We start from the raw sequence: 25,648 nt of genomic DNA, 5'->3' as shown, positions 1-25,648 counted from the left end.
TGCATGGCTCAACGAAAACGCTTGCATTTCCGTCTTCCGCTGTTCGTCTTCGTTTTTCTGGTGATTTTATCGGGAACGATGCTCGCGCTGTCGTCGGGCGGATTTATCGTCGATTTTAAGACTCTCGGATTTACCGTATTCTCCTCGATGCAAAAAGGCGTCAGTGCCGTGGGAAACGGCATTAAGGGTGCCGTTTCAGCGGTAAACGAGATTCGCGTGCTGCGTAAGGAATACGAACGGCTGACAGAGCAGCTGCATAATTACGAATACATGCAGCAAGCCAACGCCGATATGAGAAAGGAAAACGAGCGGTTGCGCGAACAGCTCGGCTTTACCGAACAATTTGAATATACCAATTTTCCGGCTCAGATTATCGGGCGTGATCCGAACAGTCAATACTCGGCGCTGACGATCAGTAAGGGCAGCAGGCACGGCATCAGAAAAAATATGCCGGTTATCGCGGTGCAGAACGGAACGGTCGGCCTCGTGGGCAAAATAATCAGCGTCGGTTACGTGACGAGTCTGGTGATGCCGGTGTACGACTACGACTGCAACGTTTCGGCTCGTATTCAGAAGACGCGGGACGTCGGGATAGTCAGCGGTTTGGGATCGGGAGATCTCCCGTTGTCGATGGAATATATTAAAAAACGCGTTCTCGCCGAATTGCAGTACGGCGATATCATCGTTACGTCCGGTGAAAACGAGAATTATCTGAAAGATATTGCCATCGGTTCCATATCCCGGATAACGGTGCAGGATTATGATTCTTCCCTGAACATAGAACTGACGCCGATAATCGATTTTGCCCGTCTTGAAACGGTGATCGTCGTCGATATGAAAGGAGTTGCCGAATGATCCGGGCTTTCGTTTCAAGTCTTTTCCTGCTGCTGCTGTGCGCGCTCGTTGAAACGGCGCTGCTTTCAAATATCATGCTGCTGCCGGCTGTTCCCGATTTATTGCTGATTACCGTTTTGTTCGTTTCGGTGTACAACGGTTCGTTGCTCGGTGAGACGGCCGGATTTTGTTCAGGACTTTTTCTTGATTTTTTAAGCGCCGCTCCGCTCGGATTGAATTGCCTGCTGCGGACGGTGATCGGTTTTGCGGCGGGCCTGTTTCACAAATCATTGAACGTTTCCGGTTTTATGATTCCGGCCGTCCTCGGATTTATCGCAACCGTTTTCAAGGCGCTGCTGCTGTACGTCGTTTCGTTCTTTTTTCCGAACGGAGTTATTGCGTACGATCTGTTTTCAGCAGCGTTCGTATTTGAACTGACCGTGAATACGCTGCTGACGCCGGCCGTCTTTGCCTTTTTACGGTTGTTTGCTTCCCTCTGTGCGGAGAAAACACTGTAATGCGCGTAAACGATTTGCGGGATAAATCGGGGCGGTCGCTGAAAAAAGATCCGAAGCTGTGGATTTTGGGAACGATGATAACGGTATTGTTCGCCGTGTATACGATGAAACTGTTTTCAATGCAGGTGCTTGAAGGCGCCGTGTACCGCAAACAGTCCGAATCCATTTCCAGCCGGATGAAAACGATACCGGCTCAGCGCGGAGAAATTTACGACCGGAACGCGACGCTGCCGATGGTCGTAAATACCGATTCGTTCGCCGTGGACTTGATTCCCGGTGAAATTCCGGCGGATAAATACGATACGGTTGCCTCGAAGCTTGCCGCGCTGCTCGGAATCGACAAGACGGTGATTGATACGAAAATCCCGAAGAATTTGCGGCGTTCGTACACATCCGTTGAAATAAAGTCGAGCGTTCCGTTCGGCATCATTTCCGATATTGCGGAAAACAGCACCGATCTGCCCGGTGTTTCATGGAGATCCAAGCCGATCAGAAACTACGTTGAAACGGGTTCCGTGTCGCATATTATCGGCTACGTCGGCGATATTACCCGTGAAGAGCTGAAAGTTCTGTACAATCAGGGCTATACGAATACGAGCATTATCGGCAAAACCGGTATCGAAAAACAATACGATTTGCTGTTGCAGGGGAAATCGGGCACCGAATCTACGACGGTTGACGCGCGCGGCCGCTTGCTTTCGGATGCGCTGACCGTTCGGACACCCGAAATGGGTAAAAATCTGGTACTGACGCTTGACTTGAAAATTCAGGAATTGGCTGAAAAGGCACTCGGCACCCGTGTCGGTGCGGTGGTCGTGCTGAAGCCCGCTTCGGGTGAAATACTCGCGATGGTTTCGTATCCGTATTTTGATTCCAATCTGTTCAGTGCGGAAGATTCTTCCGCTGAATATGCAAAGGTCGCCGCGGCTAAAAACAATCCGCTGCTCAATCGCGCGGTGAACGCCGCGTATCCGCCTGCATCGACATTTAAAGTGATCATGTCGACGGCGATGCTTGCCGAGAACGCGTTCCCGCAGGATAAAGTGATAGAGTGCACCGGATTGCTGAAATACGGCGACCGTACGTTTCACTGCCACATCGGGCCGCCCGGACACGGTTATATGGATTTGAAAAACGGGCTTGCACAGTCGTGCAACGTTTATTACTGGACGATCGGTCGTGATTATCTCGGTATCGATCTGATTTCTTCTTATGCAAAAGAATTCGGACTCGGGCAGCCGCTGGATATCGATTTGCCGAGCCAGTCTGCGGGATTCATTCCTACGGCGCATTGGAAAGAACGGCGATACCATGAAAAATGGCTCGGCGGTGACACGATGAGTACGTCGATCGGGCAGGGGTACACGCTGGTAACGCCGCTGCATATGGCCGATGCCGTTGCCATGGTGGTGAACGAGGGAAAAATATACAAGCCGCATCTGCTCAAAGAAGTTCGTGATCCGGTTACCAATGATGTCATTTCCCGCGTTGAACCGGAAGTGCTGCATGAGTCAAGTATCGATTCTTCGGTGTGGAACACCGTGCAGGCCGACATGCGCTATACGGTTACGGACGGAACGGTACAGTTTCCTCTGAACAATAAAGTGGTTCAGATTGCTGGAAAATCCGGAACCGGTGAAGTCGCGCAGTATAAAAATCAGTGGCATTCCTGGTTCATCGCGTACGCACCGTACGACGCGCCGCCGGAAGACGCCGTTGTTACCGCCGTATTGGTTGAAGCCGTAAATCAGTGGGAATGGTGGGCACCGTATGCAACCAATATTATCATGCAGGGGATTTTTGCCAATCAGTCGTATGAAGAAGCGATCGATGCCCTCGGTTTCAGATATTTGACCCGTCCCGTGGGACGTCAGGAATAAAAGGAATAAAAGGAATAAATATGAAGTTGCATTTTTTGTCGTTATTCGATTTTATTCTCTTTTTCTGCGTACTGCTTTTGACCGGATTCGGAATTGCGTTCATTTATTCGTCCGGTATCAACTCGTCCGGAATTTCGGTTTCAAACGAATATATCAAGCAGCTTATCTTTGCCGGTACGGGCATTATCCTGATGATCACGACTGCCGTACTCGATTATCGGAAATTCATGCGGCACGCGCCCAAGTTTTTTATCGGTCTCGTTGTGATTCTGCTTTATACGGTTTTTTTCGGTAAATACGTCAACGGTGCGCGCAGCTGGCTCGGTATCGGCGACTTGGGAATTCAGCCGTCCGAATTCTGTAAAATCATTTATATCATTTTTCTTGCATGGTATCTTGAACGTTCGGACAGCGTGGCGCCGCGACGGCGTTTTATTTGGTCCTTGTGCATCATGCTCGTTCCGCTGTTGTTGATTTTGCTTCAGCCGGATTTGGGCACCGCAAGCGTGTATATTCCGATTTTTCTGGTCATGTGTTTTATGGCGGGAATTCCGGTCAGATATCTGATGATGGTTTTCTGCGCCGGTCTGCTGACCGTCGTTTTTACCGTACTTCCGGTTTGGGAAGCGGAAATTGCGCGGCGTTCCATTCCATGGATAAAGATTTTTACGAACGACCGGATCAGATTTATCATTATTATTGCTGCCGGAAGTATCAGTCTGATCGGGATTATCGGAAACGCGCTGTTCAAAAACAAGTATTACTACTGGATTGCCTATGCGTTCGGTATCATTACGTTTGCGCTTGCCGCGTCCATTGCAGCCGCGCACGTACTGAAACCGTATCAGATTAAACGTTTGATCGTGTTTATCGATCCGAATTGCGATCCGCTCGGCGCGGGTTGGAATATCATTCAGTCAAAGGTTGCAATCGGTTCCGGCAACTTGTTCGGGCAGGGGTTCCTGAACGGTACTCAAAGTCATTATCGGTTTTTGCCGCAGCAAAGTACGGATTTCATTTTCAGTATTCTGTCGGAGGAATGGGGCTTTTTGGGCAGCGCCGTCGTTTTTTTTGTGTATTTTATTATGTTGTTTCGGATAATCGTAATCATAAGAAATACGAAAAACTTGTACGGCTATTATATTTCATCCGGTATTCTGGCAATGTTCTTTTTTCATTTTGTAGTAAACGTCGGTATGGTCATGGGAATTATGCCTATAACCGGTATTCCGCTGTTGTTTTTGTCGTACGGTGGATCGTCGCTGTGGACGGGAATGATTTGCGTCGGTCTTTTGATGAGCATCAATTTTCGGCAAATGAATTTTTCTTATTAACAGCTTATCGAGGCGAGAGAATCAGACCGTTCTGTTCCGAACTTTGACTTTTATTGTACGGGACACTATTATTCCAATCAGATGAAACCGCTCAGACGCTCGAGGTTGAAAACGTTGTCAGCTGGAATATTTATATACATGTATTATTTTGTATACGGATTTTTATAACACTTACGGTGCTGAGATTTTTATAGTTAAGGTTGATTGTGAGCCTGTATATTTTTTTTATAACCTTTCATGTATTATTAAGTGTTGATTGTGTTTTATAATTACGCTGTGTTTTCTTATGTAAAAAAGAACGGATGCCGTAGGTGTTTTACGGGAAAAATGTGTAAAATAATGATTTGGCAGATGTTAGCAGTTATTGGTAGACAGAATATACATTATCAGAAGCTTAAAAGACAGCGAAAAAGGGCAAAACATTACGTTTGCCCTAGCCACTCACTTTCATGCCTCGCGGTGATATGAGCCGTACGTTTCCACTAAGCGATTGAAATCCGTTTTTCCTTGTTCAAGTCCGGTCCACAGGCATCCGTGTATTCCGAGGTTTTGAGCGGCCTTGATATTTTCGGCGATGTCGTCGAAAAAAACGGCTTCTTCGGGTTGAACGTTCAAACCTGCAAGCGCATCGTGATAAATTGCGGGTTCCGGTTTGATGAGACGGACGTTGCAGGAAAAACAGGCGTAGTCGGCGGCGGTAAACAACGGAATGTCTTTTCCGTAACAGGCCAGAAATTCGCACGGCATGTTCGATAGAATTCCGAGCTTGAAACCCTGTTTTTGCAGACCGAGGCCCCATTCCGTTACGTCCTGGTGAAACGGCCGCCAACTTTGCATGTCGAGCAATGCGATTTTGCTCATGAGCTCGGTATTTGCCGCCAATTCGCGGTAACCTTCCGCTTCAAGCAATTGGGCGTACATCTGCGCGCCGGTAATCGTACCGCGGTCGAATTCAAAGCGAAATCGGTCGTACACGGTTTTAAATACGGCGGCCGGAACACCGGTCATTGCTTCCATTTCTTTCGTATAATCTCCGGTTTGCGTTACCGAAATCACGTTCCCGTAATCGAAAATGACTGCTTTTATCATAATAACCTCCCGAAGCGCCGAGCGCTTCTTTATGCAAGCAATGTTTCCAGTTTTTCGCGGATAAACTCACTCTTTTCTTTTAATCCGATTTTACCGATTTCAAGCAGCAATACGTTCGGGCGGGCTGCGTCCAATTTTACACGGCCGCCGCTTTCCTTGATGAGCCGCAACACTTTTTCAACCGAAATACCGGACACTTGCGCGAATTCGATGTTGACCTTTCCGCCGCGTTCCCTGAGCGTGGCGATGTGCAGTTTTTTGCAGATAATCCTGATTTCGGCGAGCGACAGCAGACTCGAAACCTCGTCCGGAATCGGGCCGAACCGATCCTGCAATTCTCCGTACATCCGTTCAAGCTCGTCGCGATTTGCAATGCCGGAAATCTTTTTGTAAATCTCCATTTTCGTCTGCGGATTGGTAATATACGAATCGGGAATGAATCCGGTATATTCGAGTTCAAGCAGCACTTCGTTTTCCGCTTCGTAATGATCGTTCGTGAGCCGCTGTACCGCTTCTTCAAGCAACCGCAGGTACAAGTCGAATCCGACCGAATACATTTCGCCGGATTGATCTTTTCCCAGCAGATTGCCTGCGCCGCGGATTTCCATATCTTTCATGGCGATTTTGAATCCTGACCCGAGTTCCGTAAAGTCGCTGATAACCTGCAGCCGCTTCATGGCGATTTCGGAGAGCGCTTTGTTTTCAGGATACAGCAGGTACGCGTACGCTTTGCGGTCGCTGCGGCCTACCCGTCCGCGCAGCTGGTACAACTGCGACACTCCGTACATGTCGGCGCGGTCGATGATTATCGTGTTGACGTTCGGAATGTCGATACCGTTTTCGATAATCGTCGTCGCCACGAGTACGTGAAAACCGCCCATTTTGAAGCGGCGGAATATGTCGTCAAGTTCGCCCGCGCTCATTTGGCCGTGCGCCGTGTCTACGAGCATTTCGGGAACCAACTGTTCCAGCTTTATGCGCGTTTCTTCAAGCGTTTCAACGCGATTGTGCAGATAGAACACCTGTCCGCCGCGTTCTGCTTCACGTCTGATAGCGGTGGCGACGCGATCGTCGTTATAGCTGTCGATGACGGTTTCGATCGGCTGCCGGTTTTGCGGCGGCGTGGTGAGCAGACTCATGTCGCGGATTTTCAGCAGACTCATGTGCAGCGTTCGCGGTATGGGCGTCGCGCTCATGGCCAGCGAGTCGATGTTGGTTTTCAGTTCCTTGAGCCGTTCTTTGTCCTTGACGCCGAATCGCTGCTCTTCGTCTATGATCATCAGGCCGAGCTCTTTAAAAATTACGTCTTTTTGAATGATACGGTGCGTTCCCACCAAAATATCGACGCCGCCGGTTTTGAGCTTTTCAAGGATATTTTTCTGTTCGGCTTTGGAGACGAAGCGCGACATGTGAGCGATTCTGACGGGAAAGTTTTCAAAGCGTTCGGTGCAGGTTTCGTAATGCTGCTCGGCAAGAATCGTCGTCGGCGCGAGAAACGCCACTTGTTTTCCGCCCATGACGGCCTTGAACGCGGCTCGCATGGCGACTTCCGTTTTTCCGTAGCCGACGTCTCCGCATATGAGCCTGTCCATCGGAACGGGTTTTTCCATGTCGGCTTTAACTTCCGCCGTTACGGTAAGCTGATCGTCGGTTTCGTCGTACGGAAACGCCGCTTCGAACGCCGTCTGCCACTCGGTATCTTTGGGAAACGGAAACCCGCGTGCCGCTTTGCGCCGCGAATATAAGTCGATCAGTTTTTGCGCAATGTCTTCGACCGATTTTTTGACTTTATTTTTACGGTTTTCCCAGCTTTTTGAGCCGAGCCGGTCGAGCCGCGGCGCGCAGCCTTCGTTGCCGATGTAACGCTGAACCAGGTTGACCTGCTCGATCGGGATAAAAACGATTTCTTCATCGTCGTATTCGAGTTTGATATAATCGCGTTCGTTTCCCATCGCTTTAACGCGCTCGATGCCTTTAAACAGCCCGATGCCGTAATTGACGTGCACGACGTAATCGCCCGGATTGAGTTCTACGAACGTGTCGATGACGGCGCTTTTAACGTGTTTGACCGATTTGGGAATATGTTTGCGCCGTCCGAATATTTCGTTTTCCTGAACGACGAGCACTTTGAGCGCAGGTATGCCGAACCCGGCCGAAAGCGCTTCGGGAACGACGACGACCGGTTTGTCGGCAAAATCCTTGAGCAGTTCTTTGACGCGCAGCGACTGGTTTTCGCTGTCTGCGTAAATATAGATGGTCCAGCCGTCGGCGACGAGCGACGCGATCGATTCTTTCAGATAGTTGATGTTGCCGAAAAAACTTCTGGGCGGATCGGCTTCAAAAAAGAGCCGCCGTTTGCCCGTTTTTTCCTGCGTCGCCTGTTCGACGACGTTCGTATGGAGCGTTCTGAACAGTACCCGTTTTTCGTGAACGGGCACGAGTTCTCCGAATTTGAATAAGAGCTGCTGCGGCGGCGGCACGGGCTGCACGACGCGGGCTTTGCGGTACAAACCTGTATATTCGCGCTCGAAACTTTCCTGCGCATTGTCGAGCCGGTCGTAATCGAAGAAAAACACCGTCGCCCGTGCGTCCAGATAGTCGAGAATCGAATGGGCGCGGTCGAACAGCAGCGAATAAAACAGCTCTTCGCCTTCACTCTCCCGCTGAATCAGCAGTTCACCGATCAGTTTGTCCGCCGCTGCCGAATAAACGTCTTCCGGATTTTTGCCGTCTTCGGTCAGGACGTTCGTTTTAACCGGTGCGTATTCGTTCGACGTACGCAGAACCGTTTCAAGTTTGTGGGCAAACTCGTCCGTCCAGACGACTTCTTTCATCGGATAAATCAACAGTTCGCCGAGCGTTTCTAGCGAATTCTGCATTTCCGGGTCGAAAGTTTTAATCTGTTCCACCGTGTCGAAATCGAATACGATCCGGTGCGCGCACTGTTGTCCGGGCATGAAAATATCGAGTACTTCTCCGCGCAGCGTGAACTCACCGCGGACGGTAACGCGCGGAACTCTGGTGTATCCTTGGGCGGACAAGCGTTCCGCGATCGCCGCGGGGTCAAAACTGTCCCCTTTTCTTATGCGGAAAAGCAGCGATTCTACGTAGTCAGGCGGCGGCACCGGTGTCTGAAGCGCGCGCTGTGTCACGATAAAAATTGCCGTATCGGCAGAATTTGAAGTGCCAGACGGCGGTACGGCCGTTTGTATAGCTTTTTCACGGCGTGCGGCAAGTTTTGCCAGCAGCGCCGCCCGTTCGCCGAATACGGACGATCCGCGCGGCACTGTTCGATACGGCACCATTCCCCACCAGGACAGTTTTTCCACTGATACGCCGGGGGCGGCGGCCGACAAGTCGAGTTCAAAATCCTGCGCGTCCTTTTCATTCGGCACGATGATGACTATCGTTGCACCCGGATTCGCAGCGGCGTATTCGGCGATTAAAAACGCGTACAGACTTCCCTGTACGCCTTCCAATTCGTATGGAAAAACGGCCGAATCGGAAGAAAACAACCGTACGGCTGAACCGACGCTGTCCCAGTGATGAACTGTCTCTTGCAAAGAATTTGATAATAATGTATTCATATATATTGTCCGATAATAAAGTATCTGTATACTGTTCCGAATTTTATATAGGAGAAACCATATTGAAACGTATTGCTGCGGTTATTATAACGGGTTTTATCATGTTTGCCCAGTCCTTCGGACAAACATCTTCGGCCCCTGTGAATCCCGACATATCGGTATCGGTCAGATTTTACAATAAAACGATGTATTATCCGGGCAGCGCGGTGGATAATCCGGTTTACGTGCACGTTACGGTTAAAAACACCGGTTCGGAAACGCTCCGGTTCAAATTGGCGGACGACCGTACGTTCAGCGTCGATTTCAACGTGTTCACGGCGAAAAACGCAAAGCTCGCGCAGACCGACACGCTTATCCGTAAACGGACGACGCTTCAGACTGTGTATTTCCGCGAGATATCGCTTGAATGCGGCGAAGAATACGCGTTTACGGAAAATTTGAAAGATTACGTCGTCGTTTCCGATCCGTCGGTATATTATGCGGAAGTCGTTTTTTATCCGGAATTGTACAAATCGCGTGCGATCTCCGCGGTTACCTCGAACAGGCTGACGCTTGAAGTACGTCCCTCGCCTTCCGCGGCGGCTTCTTCGGCGATTCCCGTGGCGCCGGTAACCGCGCAGCTTTTGCAGCCCGAAGCGATCTCTCCCGATAAGGTGGTCGAACAGACTATCATTGCCCGGCAGCGCAGCTTGTGGGATCAGTTTTTTCTGTATATGGACGTTGAACAAATGCTGCTGCGCGACGCAGTTCGCAGCCGTAAATACCGCGCGGCTTCGGCGGCTGACCGCAGCCGAATGCTCGATAATTACAAGACCGATTTGATGCAGGCCCGTATGGATATGAACATCGTGTCCATTCCCGAAAAATATACGATCGATAAAACCGTTTATTCGCAAACGGAAGGAACGGTTACGACGACGCAATGGTTCAAATACGATACGTATCGCGAGAAAAAACGGTATGTGTATTACGTGCGGCAGCGCGACGGTATCTGGCAGATATACGATTACACTGTTGAAAATCTGGGGACGGAATGAAAGCGCTCATCGTTTCTGCATCAAAAAATAATACGGACTTGCTCGTGTCGTACGCGCACGACGCCGGCTACGATACGATTACGTATACTTGGCTGCTGAAAGCGCTCGACAACGTGGAAGAGATTACGCCGCATTTGGTCATCCTGAGTGCGGTCGATTACCCGCGCCAGTGGAAAACGTTCATTCAGTACGCCGAAAGCTGCATTCCCGGATTCAAGCCCGATATCGTGCTGCTTGCGCCGGCCGGTTTCGACGAATCGGAAATACAAAAGGCGCATTGGCTGGGTGTTCGCGGATATATCACTGGAACGGACGAAGCGCAGCTTGCAAAACTGCGCGGACTGCTGCAAGGCGGCGCGGAATCTGCGGGCGGCTTGGTGATTGCCGATGAAAAAGCCGATGAGGCGGATGCAGCCAACGCGGCGGATGAAGCTGATAGCGAGGCGTCCGATTTTCCGGTTACCGTCGAATCGGTGATAGCCGAAAGCGTGCCGCTGCGTTCGGACGAAGCGGCACACGGCGGCAGCGTTCCGCTTCCCGAATGCACCGGTAAAGGCAATGCCGCCGAACGATGCAAACTGCTGTTCGTGCATCCGAAGACCGGCTCGTTCGTTACCGGCAAGGTCGTGCGGTACGAACCGCCGTACGTTACGTTTCTGCCCGATCAGCACGCGCTGCCGGGATTGAAAGCGGGCACGGTGATTACCGATGCAACGCTGAAAAACGAAAACGGTATCAGTTCCGTACGGGCGGAAATCATCGAAAGCGGAGCGGAACTGACGCTGCGCTGCACCGCGGTGTCAGAATAGCGAATACCGGAACAGAACGACGATCAGTGCAACGAGGATTCCGCCGGTAACGGCGTATATCCATACGGGCAGCTGATCGTTCTTGTCTTTGGAACGCGGACGGTCTTGAATCGGAGCGTTTTCAAACGCCGATTTTATTTTCTTTTTGAGATTTCGGGATAATTTGCTTTTTATCGGTTTTTCCGCTTCGTCGCTTTCATCGGACGTTCCGACGGCATACCCGCAGACCGGGCAGCCCTCTTTGAATATAGACGGACTGCCGGTTTTGCCGCAGACCGGGCACCGTACCGACGCAAAAAAATGCCCGCACTTACTGCAAAATTTCGCATCGCGCCGTACTTCGGTGTTGCAGTTTTCGCAAAAAAAGCGGGCTTTTTTCGTATCCATCGCTTACGAATGGCTGCAATTCGGGCACGAACCGCCGCAGTTGTGATTTTCGCCGGAATGGGAATCGTTCACGTAGAAACCTTTTCCCTGAAAGGAAATACCTATTCCGGCGCTCAACACGCGCCGCACGCGTTTGCCGCAGCCGGGGCATTCGGTAAGTGCGGCGTCGGACATTTTCTGAAACGCTTCAAAGCGTTTTCCGCAAGATTCACATTCGTATTCATACGTAGGCATTGCAAAAAACCTCTAACTATTTTAGTTATTGTACAATATACTGATTTTTGACCGATACGGCTAGTATTTTTGCATAAAAAAACCGGTTCGTAAGAAATCTTACAAACCGGTTCTGCCCGGAACAAGACTTGAACTTGCACACCCTTACGAGCTCTAGTACCTGAAACTAGCGTGTCTACCAATTCCACCATCCGGGCGTATACCGTAACGGCAACAAAAGTAATATATCAGAATGTACGCCGAGTGTCAAGCGGCACCGCTCAAATTAAGCGGTACTTGCGGTGAAATTTCTTGCCGGAAAAAACGCGGCCGGTTGCCGGTTGCGGCGATTGCCGTCCGTACATTCTCCGTTTACGTTCGCTATACGTCGATTCCGAGGAACTGCTTGACCAGCAAGCCGATACCGAACGAAACGGCAGCGACCGATAAACTGATTCCGGCCATTTCTCCGAACCGTCTGCCGAACGGCAGATCTTTTGCAACCGAAATGTAGTACGTAAATCCCAAAATGATCAGAACGACGACCGTCAGCAGAATGACGATTGCCGGAACGAACGCATCCGCCGGCAGTACGAGATACGGAAGTACCAGACACGCAACGGTTACCAGATACACGATTCCCGTGTAAAGGGATGATTTCAGCGGATTTTTGTGTCCTTCGGAACGTGCCGAAAGGTATTCGCTCGACGTCATGGACAAAGTTGCCGAAATGCCGGTGATCAGTCCCGAAAGCGCGACCAGCCGGTTGTTCTGCAGCGCGAACGTAAGGCCGGCGAGCGTGCCGGTCAATTCAACGAGCGCGTCGCTCAGCCCGAGTACCATAGAGCCGACGTACTGCAGACGTTCTTCATCCAGAATATCGATCAATTCCCGTTCGTGCCGGTCTTCTTCCGCGGCAATCGAGAGCGCTTCGGGAACTTCATCTTTGATACTTTCATATTTTCCGGATGCGCCGTTCTCACCTTTTTCCATCAGTTTCAGTGCGAACGTAAAACCGAACAGTTTGCTGAGCACGGTGTACCGGAAGATTTTTCCCTTTTGGGGTTTTACGGTTTTACCGGTGATACGCGCCCAAATATCGGCGTGTTTTTTTTCTTCCGCGGCTATTTTCAGCAGAACGTTTCTGTTGTGTTCGTCTTTGACCGTTCGGGCAACGTTGCCGTATATGACGGATTCTGTTTCTTCATTTATCTGCATCGCCGTCAAAAACTTGAGCGTGGACGGCTTGAGCTGTCCGGCTTGTGTTTTCATAATCGATCTCCTCCATGAATTGTACCAGTATACTACGCTTTTTACGGAATGTATACGCGCGGCACCCGTTTGTTTATCCCGCACAGAATCTCGTATGAAATCGTTCCGGTTGCCTGTGCAAGATCTTCGGCACTGCAGGCGGCTCCGTTTTCTTTCGGGCCGAATATGATTGCGTCGTCCCAGCGGGAAACGCCGCTGTTTTTGCCGAGGTCGATCATGCACTGATCCATGCAGATCCTGCCGCGCACCGGATACGCGCGGCCGTTAACGGAAATCCGTATGTCCGGCGCGAATCTGCGGATAATACCGTCGGCGTACCCTATCGGGATGACGCCGATTTCCCCGTCGGAATCGGCTGTCCAGGTGCGGCCGTACGAAATACTTTCACCGGCGCGGATCGGTTTTATTGCCGAAATTTTGCTGCGTACTTCCAGGAGCGGTTTCAAATGAAGCGGCCGCCCCGCTCGCTGCAGATAATCCTCCGTTATGTCGCCCGGATAGTAGCCGTATACGATGATTCCGGGACGCACCATGTCGAACTGGGCTTCGGGATATTGCAGTATCGCCGCCGAACTTGCACAATGGACGATTCCCGGATTGATGTGCCGATCTCTGATTGAATCGACGGCTTGGACGAACCGTTCGATTTGTCCGTGCGTGTAAGCTTCGTCTGCCGGTACCAGCGAATCCGCCGCTGCAAAATGGGTGAATACGCCCGCCAATTCCAGCGCTGCCGATTTCGAGATACGTTCGGCCAGCCGCGCCGCTTCTTCCGCCGGGCAGCCTATCCGTCCCATGCCGGTGTCGATTTTCAGATGAACCGGCAGCCGCCGCTTCATGCGGACGGCGGTTTCACTCAGCAAATCAATGAATTCGGCGTCGAATACGGCCGGCATCAAAGCATATGAAACGATTTCGGCGAATTCTTCGGGCTGCGGTACGCTCAGCAGCAGAATCGGCAGTTCAATACCCGCTTCCCGCAATTCGATTCCTTCGGAAACGGCGGCGACTGCAAGATACGAGACGCCGCACTCTTGCGCCGTCCGTGCCGTTTGAACGGCACCGTGACCGTATGCGTCCGCTTTGACCGGGACGCATATACGCGTTTCGGGTTTTATACACGTGCGGATAGCCGCCAGATTATGTCTTAAATTGTCAAGATATATGTATGCATATGTTGCTCTCATAGTGTAACCATCATATCCAAACAACATTTTATTATCAACCGTATATTGCAAAAAACGATAAACCGTATTAAACTTAAATATCAAATTGGAGATATAAAAAATGAAAAAGTATTCGATCGCCTGTTTTATCTGGTCAGTTATTTTTATTGCGGGTTTGTTTTCCTGTGTGTCTGCGGACGGTACGCTTTCCGGTACGTCCGATTTATCGGATTTGAGCGGTTCCGTTCCGGTTGAACAAGCCGAGGTTACGGGAATCGATAGTGAAGCCGCCGCGGCGGCGGGAGAAACTGCCGAATCTGCAGATACGGCGGTTTCCGTTGAAGCCGTGCCGGACACTGCGTCGGCGGAGCCCGTCCCGAATGATCCCGCCGAATTTTTAACAGTGGAAGCCGGCAAAACGCCTGCGGCCGCAACGAAAGGTTCCGCGTTTAAATCGGCTTTTACCGTGACGGTTACCGACAGTCGGACAAAGCTGCCTGCGGCGGGCGTTCCGGTTCGCGTATCCTATCCTGAAGCAAGCCTTGACGGCGTGATTTCTTTTGCGGAAACCGAATTGACGAGCGACGCACAGGGTTCCGTTTCTTTTACGGCGCCCGTTCCTTCGTTTTCCTGCAACGGTGAAGTCGTTTTTTCCGTCGGAAGCGATCTTGCCGGAAGCGATTCTGCCGGAAGCGCTGAAAATAGGCGGTCGGTTTCCGTTCCTTATAAGGTTAAAACGAATCTGCAGCGCCGCGGCGGAACGATTTCCATTCTCGATTATACGAAATCCGGCAAACCGGTGCGCGACAACAGCCTTTCCGCTTCAGCCGTATTGGCCGCTTTGATGAAAAACGGATTTTCGGGAATCGGTCTTGCGGATTTTATCGATGAAATCGATTCCGGTGATAAAAACGCGGTGTATCGGGCGGCTCACAATCTGATCGGCAACGCTTCCGCTTTTTTCGTTTTCGGTACGGTCAAATACGACGGCGACGTTCGTAAAACGGACGACGGGTACGAAGTACCGCTCGTGGCGGACATCACCTGCGTCGACATGAGCAGCGGTGCGCATCTGTACGCGACTGAAGTTCGCGTAACCGGTACCGGCAAGTCCGAATGGGCCGCACTTAATTCAGCCCGCAACGATTTGCTCGGTCCTCAAACTGCCGAACGCATCCTGTATGGGATGTAACGGATAACGCAGTATTTCGTTTCACTGCATGCAGGTTTCTCCTCAAATTTTTGTTGCGGACTTATTCTTTTTCTGATATAATTTACCGTATATTACGGTAATCTACCATATATTAGGATTTATGCAATGATTTATACAGATACCAGAGATTCTTGCGTCCGTTCCGATTTCAGGACTGCCGTCATGAACGGTATGAATGCCGAAACAGGCGGTTTATATATTCCCGTTGAGTTTCCCAAACTCGATAAGAGTTTTTTGGGTAAAAATCCGGAACCTTCGTTCCGTGATATTGCGTTCGAGTCGGCAAAGCCGTTCGTCGGTAACGAAATTCCGTCCGACGATTTGCAGGCTATCATAGCGGATGCGTATCCGTTCAGTGCGCAGGTGGTTCCCGTTGATCCGGTTTCGTACGTTTTGGAACTGTTTCACGGACCGACGTGTGCATTTAAAGACTTCGGCGCGCGTTTTATGGCGCGCGTCATGTCGTACTTTAACCGGAGCGAGTCGGATCCGCTGCATATCCTCGTGGCGACGTCCGGCGACACCGGCAGCGCGGTCGGCAGTGCGTTTTATAACGTGCCCGGTCTCGACGTTACCATTTTGTATCCCGAAGGAAAAATCAGCCCGCTGCAGGAAAAGCAGCTTTCAACGTTCACCGGAAACGTGCGCTCGCTGCGCGTTGCCGGTACGTTCGACGACTGCCAGAAACTGGTGAAAACCGCGTTTACCGATTCGCAACTGCGCGGCCGCTTCCGGCTGTCTTCGGCAAACTCGATTAATATAGCCCGATTGCTGCCGCAAAGCTTCTATTATACGTACGCAGCGCTCGTGGTTAAGCACCGCAGCCCGCGCGACAATAAAATCGACGATCCGGCGATCATTTTCACCGTTCCGTCGGGAAACTTCGGTAATCTGACGTCCGGGCTGATCGCGCGTGAAATGGGAGCGCCCATTACCGGCTTCGTTGCCGCGACGAACGCGAACCGCACCGTTCCCGATTGGATTGCAAGCGGCGAATACCGCCCCCGCCCGTCGGTGGCGACACTGTCGAACGCGATGGACGTCGGCGCACCGAGTAATTACGAACGAATCAAAGCGATATATCCGCTTGAAAAAGTGCGCGAACTGTTCGCTTCTTACTGGCTTGACGACGAAGGCACTATGGACGCAATCCGCAGCTGTTATTCGCGTACCGGCTATATTATCGATCCGCACGGCGCGGTCGCGTGGCACGCGTGGGACGATATCCGCCGCGGCGCCATGACCAGGCTTATGGGCGGACTCGCCGGTTCGCCCAACGAACCGGGACTGACGCCGAACGTTCCCGCTTGGGCACAACGCGTCGCCGGAAAATCTGCGGTCGGCGTGATTCTTGAAACCGCGCATCCGGCAAAATTCGGCGAAACGGTCAAAGAAGCAATCGGCCGTGAACCGTCGCTGCCCGACCGGCTCGAAAAAGTGATGTCGCTGCCCGATATGTCAATTCCGATGGCCGCAGATTACGAAGCGTTCCGCGCCTGGCTCGTTGCCAATTTATAGAATAACCGGAAAAGCTGTCCGGGACCTTTTGATGACCCGACGGCTTTGCTACATTTTATCATACTGCTGGACGTCGTCGTTCAGATGGACGATTTCGACTCCGGCAGCTTCAAACATCGTGAGCGAATCGGCGCTGTCGTGATAGCGTTTTTCGCACACAACCCGCTTGATTCCGCAGTTGATGATCAGCATCGTACACGTTCTGCACGGCGTCATTTTGCAGTACAGCGTCGCGCCGTCTATGGATATGCCGTTTTTTGCCGCTTGACAGATGGCGTTCTGTTCGGCGTGAACGGTTCTGACGCAGTGCTGGGTAACGGTTCCGTTTTCATGCACCATTTTTTTGAGCAGGTGCCCCACGTCGTCGCAGTGCGGCAGTCCCGCGGGGGAACCGACGTAGCCGGTGACTAAAATCCTGTTGTCGCGCGCGATAACGCAGCCGGAACGGCCCCTATCGCAGGTTGCCCGTTTTGCGACTGTCCGGCAGATTTCCATAAAATAGTCGTCCCAGTGCGGACGTACGTACGGTATCGATTCTTGTTCGTTCATGGGAAAAGTATACTTTTTTTTTGCGGAATGTACAAGGTTTGTGAAAAACGGCACGGCGGATTCCGGGATTGTGTGCGTATCCGCACCTCACGTATCCGCCGTCTGTGTGAATCGCGGCCGGAAACGTTTCGGTTTTCCCGACCGCGGGTTTTGTCATCGCCTCGTTATTTCAAAAAGAAACGCAGCAGGAATATGACGAACAGAATCCAGGTGATAACGGATATTTTCTTGAATTTACCGGTTACGGCGTTGACCAATACGTACGCCAGAACGCCCCATACGATACCTTCGGCAATGCTGTACGCAAACGGCATGACGATAATCGCGATAAAACACGGAATGCCTTCGGTGGGATCTTCAAAATTGATTCCGGTAACCGATTTCATCATCAGAAAACCGACGAAAATCAGCGCCGGAGCGGTCGCCGCTCCGGGAACCAGCAAAAACAGCGGCGCCAGAAACAGTGCGAGCAGGAAAAAGAGCGCCGTTACGACGGAAGAAAGACCGGTGCGGCCGCCGGCTGCGACACCCGCGGTACTTTCGACGAAGCTGGTAACGGTGGACGTTCCCAATGCGGCACCGGCAACGGTTCCGACCGCATCGGCAAGCAGTGCCTGCTTGACGTTGGGAATATTGCCTTCTTCATCGGAAAGTCCGGCCTGCGCCGTAACGCCGACCAGCGTTCCGACGGTGTCGAAAACGTCGACGAAAAAGAACGTAAAGAATACGGTAAAGAATTTGATCGTCAGCACGCTTGAAAAATCGAATTTGCAGAACAGCGGAGCGGCCGGAAGCGATACGGGAGTGAATCCTTCGGGAACCGACGTAACGCCGAACGGAATGCCGATGACGGTCGTCAAAACGATACCGATCAGAATAGAACCGGGAACTTTCAGTGCGTACAGTGCGATGGTGATAATCAGTCCGATAACGGCGACGAGCGCCGGGCCTTTCAATGCTGCAAAACCGATAATCGTTCCGGTTTCATTTGATACGACGCCGGCGTTTGCAAGACCGATCAGCGCGATAAACAATCCGATACCGACGGCGACTGCCTTTTTGAGGTTTGCGGGAATCGCTTTAACGATCGCTTCACGGACGTTAAAAAACGACAGAATGATAAAAACGATGCCTTCGAGAAAAACCGCCGTCAGGGCTGTCTGCCAGCTGTATCCCATACCGAACACGACCGTATACGTAAAAAAGGCGTTCAGTCCCATACCGGGTGCGAGCGCGACGGGCAGATTTGCAGCGAACGCCATAACCAGCGTACCGATGGCGGCAGCTAAAGCCGTCGCGGTAAAAACGCTGTTCGCGGGCATTCCGGGAATGCTGCCGAGTATTCCCGGATTGACTGCCAGAATGTAGGACATGGCGAGGAACGTCGTAATACCGGCAACGACTTCCTTACGGACAGTCGTACCGCGCTCCTGCAGTTTGAAGAATTTTTCCATTTTTTGACCCTCCTCAGGTTCAATAAAAAAGATTATCCACTATAACATATTTCGCTGCGTTTGCAAAGGCAGACGGAACCGTGCCGGTTTTTATCGGTATCAGGAGTTCATCGGATTTTTTTTGCTTTACGGAAACCGTCCTCTTGACATTTTTTTCCCGTTTTGATATAACAGATACATCGCTTGCGGATGTCATATAACGGCTATTATCTCAGCCTTCCAAGCTGATGACGTGGGTTCGACTCCCATCATCCGCTGAAAACGAGTTTGTGAAATGCAAACTCGTTTTTTTATTTTAAACGATGAGTGAAACTGCCGGCAAACGGAACTGCATCAGGGCGGCCGGCCGGCACGTTTGCTCCGAAATGAAAAGAATTCGATTAGATGAGAGGTGATTCCGGCGGCGTTCGAGCGCCGACGATGTCCGCAATCCGTTTGAGACCGTACAGTGTGAGCGATTTGTCTACGTTCTGGAACACGTCGGTGATGGGTTTGAGCACGCTGTTGAGGCCGCCGGTCGCGATGATTCTGATAGTGTCGGCTGCGATGCCGGTCTGCGCGGACATGTCGGTTTTCATTCGGTTTATGAGCGATTCGACGAGACCTTTGTATCCGAGTACGATTCCGGCTTGGATTGAATGAATGGTGTTGGTTCCGAGACTGGAAGGCGGCGCTTCAAGCGGAACGGATGGCAGCTGGGCGGTGTTGTTGAACAGGGCGTTGCGCGCGGTGCCGATACCCGGCGTGATGGCGATGCCGAGCAGCGTGCCGTCGGCTCCGATGGCGGTGAACGTGAGCGCGGTGCCGAAGTCTACGACGATACAGGGCGAACGGTAGCGGCAGTACGCTTCCACGGCGTTGCAGACAAGGTCGCTTCCTATTTCATGTACGGCGGATTCGGGAATTTTCACCGGCAGGAGCGGAAATATGGTCGGGTTTACCAGAATGGGCTTGCGGCCGGTCAGGTGTTCGATCAGGCCGACGAACTGGCCGATAAGCACGGGGACAACCGAGCTGAGTACGCAGGACGTGATGCTGGCGACGCTGACTCCGGCGTCACGGAAAAAAGAGGTCAAAATGGCGCGATATTCGTCGCCGGTGCGGCGCGTGTCGCTGAAAATCCGCCAGGTGTGAATCAGTTCGTCGTCGTGAAAGAGCGTGGCGACGATGTTCGTATTTCCGATATCTATGGCTAAAAGCAATTGCAATTTTCTCCTGTACCGGATATTATACCGATATGGATACACTGATACAACCCAAAGTTTTGAAGGGATTCCGCGATTTTTTGCCGGAAGCGGAAATTACCCGGTCGGCGTTGATCGAAAAACTGACTGCGGCGTTCCGTTCGTTCGGATACGTGCCGATCGATACGCCCGTGCTCGAATACGCGGAGATTTTGCTGCGTAAAAGCAGCGGAGAGACGGAAAAACAGGTTTTCCGGTTTGAAGACAACGGCGGGCGCGACGTGGCGCTGCGTTTTGATCTGACCGTACCGTTCGCGCGGTTTACGGCCGAACATAAAGACGAATTGTATTTTCCGTTCAAACGGTATCATATTGCAAAAGTGTGGCGCGGCGAAAAACCTCAGGCCGGACGGTATCGGGAATTCGTGCAGTGCGATTTTGACTGTGTCGGTTCCGACAGCGCCGCGTGTGATTTTGAAATTCTGGCGCTGATGAAAACGGCGCTTTCCGTGATCGGCGTTGAAGACGTAACGATTCGCATGAGCCACCGCGGTGTTTTTAACCGTTTTTTGGCGAATCGCGGTCTGACCGAAAAAAGTGAAGACATTCTGCGTACGGTAGATAAATTGGCTAAAATCGGCCGCGATGAAGTGATTGCGCAGCTTACCGATAGTACCGGTTCCGCCGTTCTTGCCGAAGATATCGTTTCGTATATCGGCATGGAAGCGACGTTTGAAGCTACCCTCGCCCACATGGAAAAGATGGCCGGCGGCGAAGCCGACGATACGCGCCGTCTGCGCGATATCCGCGCCATGATGGAAGCTGCCGGTATCGCCGATTCGTTCGTGCTTGATCCGTCGATTACGCGCGGACTCGATTATTACACCGGCGTTGTGTACGAAACGTTTTTGAACGCGCTGCCGTCGATCGGTTCGGTGTGTTCGGGCGGCAGGTACGACAATCTTGCCGGTTTGTATATGAAAGACCGCGTACCCGGCGTGGGTTCTTCGATCGGACTTGACCGGCTTATCGCGGGTCTTGACCAGTTGGGAGCGCTCGAGCATAAAAAAAGCTACGTGCAAGCCGAAATATTCTGTTTGGACGCCGCGCTTGCGGCTCATTATCAGAAAGTCGCTTCCCAATTGCGCGCGGCGGGCATTGCGTGCGAAGTGTTTCCCGACGCAAAAAAAATCGGCGCTCAGTATGCGGTTGCCGAAAAAAAAGGCGTTCCGTTCGGTATTCTGATAAAGCCGGAGGACGCGGAGCGGAACGTTCTGACACTCAAAAATCTTACGACGCGCGAACAGTTCGACGGTATTTCCGTGCGGGACGCGGTGGCCTGCATCGGGGAAGCTCGGTAGAAGCCGTCCGATGCGGCCGAGCGACGCGATATAGTAGAATTTCAGTCTGCCGACGTTTTGCCGGTCAATAAGTTCGGAACGGAAGATTCCGTTCCGGGCGGTGCCGTTTTCATCAGCATGTGTTCAAAGCGCAATTCAGATTTCACGCTGCGTCTCCTTTATACCCTATTCCTCATCTATATTTCTTCATCATTTTTTCGCACTCCGCCATGATTTTTTCGCGAAGTTCAGGCGGTTTTCGTACCATAACCGCATCGCCGAAACTCATTACCCAGGTAAAAATCATCTGGCTTTGGTTCGATTTGAACTTCAATAAAACGGAGCCGTCTTCTTTTTGTTCAACCTGCTGATTTTTATGCCATTCACGCTCAAGAACGTAGTTGCTCGTTTGGGGCGAAAACAGCAGTTCATATTCTACAGGCTGATTCGGGTTGTTCCAAATGCCAAAGTTCAAATCTATATGATTTTCCACGTTAAAATCTTTCGGAACGGTAAATGTTTTGTGCTCAAAAACGATGTTTTTAATCCTCGGAAGCGCATACACGCGAACGGCTTGTACTTCGCGGTCAAATCCGAGCACATACCAGTTTCCTTTTTGACACAGAACGCGATATGAATCGATGGATTTGTTTTTGAACAGCTTGCTTCCGGCACTTTTATACTCAAAAGAAATGACGGTACGGCTTCTGATTGCCTTAAAAATGGAATTGAAAATGTTTTCATCGATTTTAGGCAGCGGATCTGAAATAAAGCTGACGTCTTGATTCAAAAAAGAAGAATTCACGGTAACCGTATCGGGCAAAAACGATACTATCTTTGTCATGATACTTTTGAATGAATTTTCCAGCGGAGTATTCTTATACTGTTCCATAAGCGGCATAACGGTTGAAACGGTAAACAGTTCGCCTTCCGTAAGCACGATATTCGGGATTGAAAAAGTCGGGTCGGTGTAGTGATACAGGCGTGATTTGTCGTATTCGAGCGGAGCATTCAGTTCATCACGGAGATGCTCAAAATCGCGCTCAACAGTGCGGCGGTTTACGCCGAATGTGAAAATCAAATCGTCTATCTTGATGTATGAACCGCCGCGCAGCATTTCATCAATTTGAATGATTCGTGTCGTGCGGCGGATATCATCACGCTTTTTACCGGTAAGTTTTTGTTCCATAAAAAAAGTATACCATTAAAAATGGTAAAAACAAATTAAATTGTAAGTGTTATTACAATTTCTTTTTCTGAAAGCTGTGCAATCTTTCCCTCATATGAGATTTTTTCGGGCTTTGCTGCACGGATTATTTTTGCTGCCATAGCTCGAATATAGCCGGCTTTTTCGAGACCTGAATTTCCGGCAAGCTTTGAGTCGATATTTTCAATCATGACGGCAATCGCATTTTCATCGACCGGATTGTACGGTTCTGCCTGAACGGCAGTCTCAAGGCCTGCATATAATTCATATTTTGCGCTTTTAATATTTTTCAGTTGAGCTGCAAAATCTTCCGCCTTTATATTTTCTGAAAGGCTGTCGAGAATTGCGGAGCAATAAGTCCAACTGTGATAGTTCGTTCCGACAACGGGAAGCGTAAGCGTGACTTTATTTTCTTTGAAATAACGGACAAACGCCTGCTCTATCGTTTCTTTTGACAAATCGATACCGAGCTGTTTTCTTGCTTCGTTAAATATCAGCGGAATATCCTTTTCGGAGACGTTGTTAAAGCGGCCGAACATAAGGCTGAAAAGTATTTCTGCTGCCAGCGGCTGTATGATGAACTGTGTAAGCAGAGTGCATTTTTCGAAAGAACTTTTTCTGCGCCAATACAGGTCTCCTGCAAGCGCTGAATTTTTGGACTCCACCGCGCAAAGCAATGCGCCTATGTGCAGCAGGAATTCGTATGTGTCTCTGTCCGAAATATCGGTTGAGGGAGAAACATATATTTCAGGCACGGTGTTCATTTCTTCTTGCAAAAAAATATAATAACTCGGAGAAAAATATGTACTTGAAGCAATTTTCTGATATCCTTTAATACTTACAGGACTCTGAATCTTGCCGAGATAGTCGAGCTGTCCGGTTTGACTTTTTGAAAACTCGAACCAATTCGTTCCGCCTTTAATCAAAATCTGTGATCCGCTCATATCAATACCTCCATTTTGCATCTTCTTGGTTTTATTATAAAACACAAGAGCGACATATAATGTCGGTGTATGAAAAATACTTTTTATTTTGGAGAAAGCTGCCGATTGTGTCTAACAATATTTTCTTTGATTCAAAATATTTATTTTGCAATAAACTCAAGTAAAAAAAGTGAAAAAAGACATGAAACTAAATTGCATTCCAAAGCTCACTAATAAATATGGTATTATCTTGTCCGACACTATTTTAGCTTTATAGAAAAACTTCAGAAAGTAAAAACTGTATGTAATATTCAAAATTCCCGCGATAATGCTATTAGAAAACAAACCGATAATCCAAATTATAGGTCTTACAAGTGTTATTAATAATACACCTCTTAAAATATACTCTCCTTTCAGCGGTATTTTAAATATAAATTTGAATAAAAACAGACAGAAGAATAAACAGAGTGTGAAACTCATCGATTCAATAAAATTTGATATGCTCATATTTAGGATAAAGCCAATTTTATAATCTTTTTTTAGTAAAAGGAAATAAAATATGCTGCAAAGCATTTGATATACCAAATTGATACTTACCGTTAGACTGTAAAAGTCTTTCCGTTTCATTGTAATACTTTTTTGTACAGATTCTTCATCGAAAAAAACTGATTTTATTAATTCTATTACTTTAGTGATCATTCATAGCCTCTTTTAATTTGTCTATTTCTTCTTGAACAGGTATATGTCAAAACTCTTTTTTTTACATTGTTTTCTGAACATTTTTTTAATGTTTCTTGCAAAAATTCAAATGCAAATTTTTCTTTCGCCGAAATGCTTATATAATATTCACCTGTTCCTCCGCTTTGAAAAAATAATGTTTTAAAATTATCTTTCCAATTCATAAAGGTATTAGCATACTCAATTGTATCTGATAAATCCGTAAAGGAATTGTTCATAAACCCAAATACAATATAAGTGAACTCATTATTTTTATCCAGTATTTTTCCATTACGCAAAATTTTTTTTTCTCCAACGGATTGATTTATAACAGGAATAATATTAAATTCATTAACAATTAATTCACTGCTCATTGTTGGATGCCTTAACCTAATCGAAAGTATAATTTTTTCTTTTTGCATAAGGAATCTCCTTCTTAAAGTATAATTTTTTTGTGAAATGATTGTTTACAGTTGTATATAACTTAATGAATTAGTTGATTTTACTTCAATTTATCTTAATTTACTCACCATTATATAATATTACTGAGGGATCATCTGATTTATCTGTTCGTGAAAATGCCCCATCTTTATTTCCTCGGTCTAGTCTTTTTCTTTTATTATCTCCAATTTCAGTATTTTTAGTAATAATGACTTATTTTTATAAATAAATACAAATGGTATCATATTTACCATATATAAAAATAAAATAAATACGCACACCATTTCCAAGAACTGTTGTGAATGAAAAATTTTTCTCTCTTCATTTAATAAAAGAACCCATATGAATAAAAAATAAAATATATTTATGATGAGAATCTTAAACGGACGTATTTTTTGATTATCAGGATATCGCATCTTCATTATTTTAAATCCGGGACTTAAAAACGAAATATTGCGTACCAATACTAAAAAGAGAAAAATATATAAGTACTCTATAGGTATTTGTATCTTAAATATATTTCCTGATATTTTTATTATTAGTAACAAGATGATAAAGAAAAACCAGTTCAAGGTATTTGCAATATATATGTCTTTTCCCTTTATTGCCGTTGAGCTTTTGAATTGCATTACCTCTTTTTTTTGAATGGACAAAATAAGTGAAAGTAGCAAACAAAATCCAAATGTAATAAAGAATGCCTTTTTGTAGGGGATTATTGAGAGTACAATCATAACAGCACATAGATTTGCAAATAGTGTTTCTTTATTTATTTTCTTTAGTAAATGCATTTAGAACCTCCTTTACAGCTTTTTTACCAATATCTACCGTGCGGTGCGACAAAAGTTCTGTGTGAAGCGATTGCTTACAGTTGTATATAACTTAATGAATTAGTTGATTTTACTTCAATTTATCTTAATAAACTACCCCAGGAATACAGATATTCTCTTAATGTAATATAGGAATTATCATATATTTC

Annotated in this window: 22 protein-coding genes and 2 tRNA genes; 10 read left to right on the top strand and 14 right to left on the bottom strand. The window is 48.8% G+C overall.

The annotated features are described in order from the left end of the window. The first annotated feature begins 3 nt into the window (after nucleotides 1-3). The 4 genes from mreC to rodA are packed head-to-tail and all read left to right on the top strand — an operon-like array spanning nucleotide 4 to nucleotide 4,566. Nucleotides 4-855: a rod shape-determining protein MreC gene (mreC, locus tag TREBR_RS06965; protein ID WP_013758487.1), complete on the top strand. Its 852-nt coding sequence runs from the start codon at nucleotides 4-6 to the stop codon at nucleotides 853-855. Continuing rightward, nucleotides 852-1,352, top strand: a complete 501-nt coding sequence (gene mreD / locus TREBR_RS06960) for a rod shape-determining protein MreD (protein ID WP_013758486.1) — start codon at nucleotides 852-854, stop codon at nucleotides 1,350-1,352. The genes mreC and mreD overlap by 4 nt, the downstream gene beginning before the upstream one ends. After that, a complete protein-coding gene (gene mrdA / locus TREBR_RS06955; RefSeq protein ID WP_013758485.1) occupies nucleotides 1,352-3,232 on the top strand; it encodes a penicillin-binding protein 2 in 1,881 nt (626 codons plus the stop codon). Before mreD ends, mrdA begins: the two co-directional genes overlap by 1 nt. Nucleotides 3,233-3,252: 20 nt before the next feature. Continuing rightward, entirely contained in the window at nucleotides 3,253-4,566 is a 1,314-nt protein-coding gene (rodA, locus tag TREBR_RS06950) for a rod shape-determining protein RodA (RefSeq protein WP_013758484.1), read from the top strand. Nucleotides 4,567-5,013: 447 nt separating this feature from the next. Here the strand turns inward: rodA and TREBR_RS06945 are convergent, their stop codons facing one another. Continuing rightward, nucleotides 5,014-5,655: an HAD family hydrolase gene (locus TREBR_RS06945; protein ID WP_013758483.1), complete on the bottom strand. Its 642-nt coding sequence runs from the start codon at nucleotides 5,653-5,655 to the stop codon at nucleotides 5,014-5,016. Between the two features lie 29 nt (nucleotides 5,656-5,684). After that, nucleotides 5,685-9,242 carry a transcription-repair coupling factor gene (gene mfd / locus TREBR_RS06940; protein ID WP_013758482.1) on the bottom strand — a complete coding sequence of 1,186 codons (3,558 nt, stop codon included), beginning with the start codon at nucleotides 9,240-9,242 and terminating at the stop codon, nucleotides 5,685-5,687. Nucleotides 9,243-9,304: 62 nt separating this feature from the next. Here mfd and TREBR_RS06935 point away from each other — a divergent pair, with 62 nt between their 5' ends. Together TREBR_RS06935 and TREBR_RS13640 are read left to right on the top strand one after the other, a co-directional pair. Continuing rightward, nucleotides 9,305-10,279, top strand: a complete 975-nt coding sequence (locus tag TREBR_RS06935; protein WP_013758481.1) for a hypothetical protein — start codon at nucleotides 9,305-9,307, stop codon at nucleotides 10,277-10,279. Continuing rightward, entirely contained in the window at nucleotides 10,276-11,088 is an 813-nt protein-coding gene (locus TREBR_RS13640; protein WP_013758480.1) for a response regulator, read from the top strand. Before TREBR_RS06935 ends, TREBR_RS13640 begins: the two co-directional genes overlap by 4 nt. Here the strand turns inward: TREBR_RS13640 and TREBR_RS06925 are convergent. From TREBR_RS06925 to alr, 5 genes are all read right to left on the bottom strand, one after another. Next, a complete protein-coding gene (locus tag TREBR_RS06925; protein WP_013758479.1) occupies nucleotides 11,080-11,475 on the bottom strand; it encodes a zinc ribbon domain-containing protein in 396 nt (131 codons plus the stop codon). The genes TREBR_RS13640 and TREBR_RS06925 overlap by 9 nt on opposite strands. 3 nt (nucleotides 11,476-11,478) lie before the next feature. Beyond that, nucleotides 11,479-11,709 carry an FmdB family zinc ribbon protein gene (locus TREBR_RS06920; RefSeq protein WP_013758478.1) on the bottom strand — a complete coding sequence of 77 codons (231 nt, stop codon included), beginning with the start codon at nucleotides 11,707-11,709 and terminating at the stop codon, nucleotides 11,479-11,481. Between the two features lie 113 nt (nucleotides 11,710-11,822). Beyond that, nucleotides 11,823-11,906: transfer RNA gene (locus TREBR_RS06915), tRNA-Leu, on the bottom strand. 163 nt (nucleotides 11,907-12,069) lie between these two features. Continuing rightward, nucleotides 12,070-12,960, bottom strand: coding sequence for a VIT1/CCC1 transporter family protein (locus TREBR_RS06910; RefSeq protein WP_013758477.1), 891 nt, complete (start codon nucleotides 12,958-12,960; stop codon nucleotides 12,070-12,072). 41 nt (nucleotides 12,961-13,001) lie between these two features. Continuing rightward, complete coding sequence (alr, locus tag TREBR_RS06905; RefSeq protein ID WP_041610367.1) at nucleotides 13,002-14,147, bottom strand: alanine racemase; 1,146 nt, start codon at nucleotides 14,145-14,147, stop codon at nucleotides 13,002-13,004. 100 nt (nucleotides 14,148-14,247) lie between these two features. Here alr and TREBR_RS06900 point away from each other — a divergent pair, with 100 nt between their 5' ends. Both TREBR_RS06900 and thrC read left to right on the top strand, forming a co-directional pair. Then, entirely contained in the window at nucleotides 14,248-15,318 is a 1,071-nt protein-coding gene (locus TREBR_RS06900; protein ID WP_013758475.1) for a hypothetical protein, read from the top strand. A gap of 126 nt (nucleotides 15,319-15,444) precedes the next feature. After that, nucleotides 15,445-16,857 (top strand): threonine synthase, encoded by a 1,413-nt coding sequence (gene thrC / locus TREBR_RS06895; RefSeq protein ID WP_013758474.1) that lies wholly within the window; start codon nucleotides 15,445-15,447, stop codon nucleotides 16,855-16,857. 48 nt (nucleotides 16,858-16,905) lie between these two features. On the opposite strand, the gene TREBR_RS06890 is transcribed toward thrC, so the two are convergent. Next, nucleotides 16,906-17,406 carry a deoxycytidylate deaminase gene (locus tag TREBR_RS06890; protein WP_013758473.1) on the bottom strand — a complete coding sequence of 167 codons (501 nt, stop codon included), beginning with the start codon at nucleotides 17,404-17,406 and terminating at the stop codon, nucleotides 16,906-16,908. A gap of 164 nt (nucleotides 17,407-17,570) precedes the next feature. Beyond that, nucleotides 17,571-18,860 carry an NCS2 family permease gene (locus TREBR_RS06885; protein ID WP_013758472.1) on the bottom strand — a complete coding sequence of 430 codons (1,290 nt, stop codon included), beginning with the start codon at nucleotides 18,858-18,860 and terminating at the stop codon, nucleotides 17,571-17,573. A 185-nt stretch (nucleotides 18,861-19,045) separates the two neighbouring features. Between TREBR_RS06885 and TREBR_RS06880 the strand changes: the two genes are divergently transcribed. Next, a tRNA-Gly gene (locus tag TREBR_RS06880) sits at nucleotides 19,046-19,117 on the top strand. Nucleotides 19,118-19,240: 123 nt separating this feature from the next. Here TREBR_RS06880 and TREBR_RS06875 read toward each other — a convergent pair. Next, nucleotides 19,241-20,068, bottom strand: coding sequence for a type III pantothenate kinase (locus tag TREBR_RS06875; protein ID WP_245523705.1), 828 nt, complete (start codon nucleotides 20,066-20,068; stop codon nucleotides 19,241-19,243). A gap of 29 nt (nucleotides 20,069-20,097) precedes the next feature. Here TREBR_RS06875 and hisS point away from each other — a divergent pair, with 29 nt between their 5' ends. Continuing rightward, entirely contained in the window at nucleotides 20,098-21,405 is a 1,308-nt protein-coding gene (hisS, locus tag TREBR_RS06870; RefSeq protein WP_013758470.1) for a histidine--tRNA ligase, read from the top strand. A gap of 172 nt (nucleotides 21,406-21,577) precedes the next feature. On the opposite strand, the gene TREBR_RS06865 is transcribed toward hisS, so the two are convergent. The 4 genes from TREBR_RS06865 to TREBR_RS06845 all read right to left on the bottom strand — a co-directional run bounded on the left by TREBR_RS06865 (nucleotide 21,578) and on the right by TREBR_RS06845 (nucleotide 25,460). Beyond that, nucleotides 21,578-22,573, bottom strand: coding sequence for a helix-turn-helix transcriptional regulator (locus tag TREBR_RS06865; RefSeq protein ID WP_013758469.1), 996 nt, complete (start codon nucleotides 22,571-22,573; stop codon nucleotides 21,578-21,580). A 35-nt stretch (nucleotides 22,574-22,608) separates the two neighbouring features. Further along, on the bottom strand, nucleotides 22,609-23,556 hold the full coding sequence (locus TREBR_RS06860; RefSeq protein WP_156786626.1) for a hypothetical protein: 948 nt from the start codon (nucleotides 23,554-23,556) through the stop codon (nucleotides 22,609-22,611). A 653-nt stretch (nucleotides 23,557-24,209) separates the two neighbouring features. Next, nucleotides 24,210-24,653, bottom strand: coding sequence for a hypothetical protein (locus TREBR_RS06850; protein ID WP_013758466.1), 444 nt, complete (start codon nucleotides 24,651-24,653; stop codon nucleotides 24,210-24,212). Nucleotides 24,654-24,833: 180 nt separating this feature from the next. Beyond that, nucleotides 24,834-25,460, bottom strand: coding sequence for a hypothetical protein (locus tag TREBR_RS06845; RefSeq protein WP_013758465.1), 627 nt, complete (start codon nucleotides 25,458-25,460; stop codon nucleotides 24,834-24,836). Nucleotides 25,461-25,648: the final 188 nt, after the last annotated feature.

The organism is Treponema brennaborense DSM 12168 (assembly GCF_000212415.1).
GTDB classification, from domain to species: domain Bacteria; phylum Spirochaetota; class Spirochaetia; order Treponematales; family Treponemataceae; genus Treponema_F; species Treponema_F brennaborense.
The sequence above is the reverse complement of the archived record's forward strand: the minus strand, read 5'-3'. Positions and strand labels throughout refer to the sequence as shown.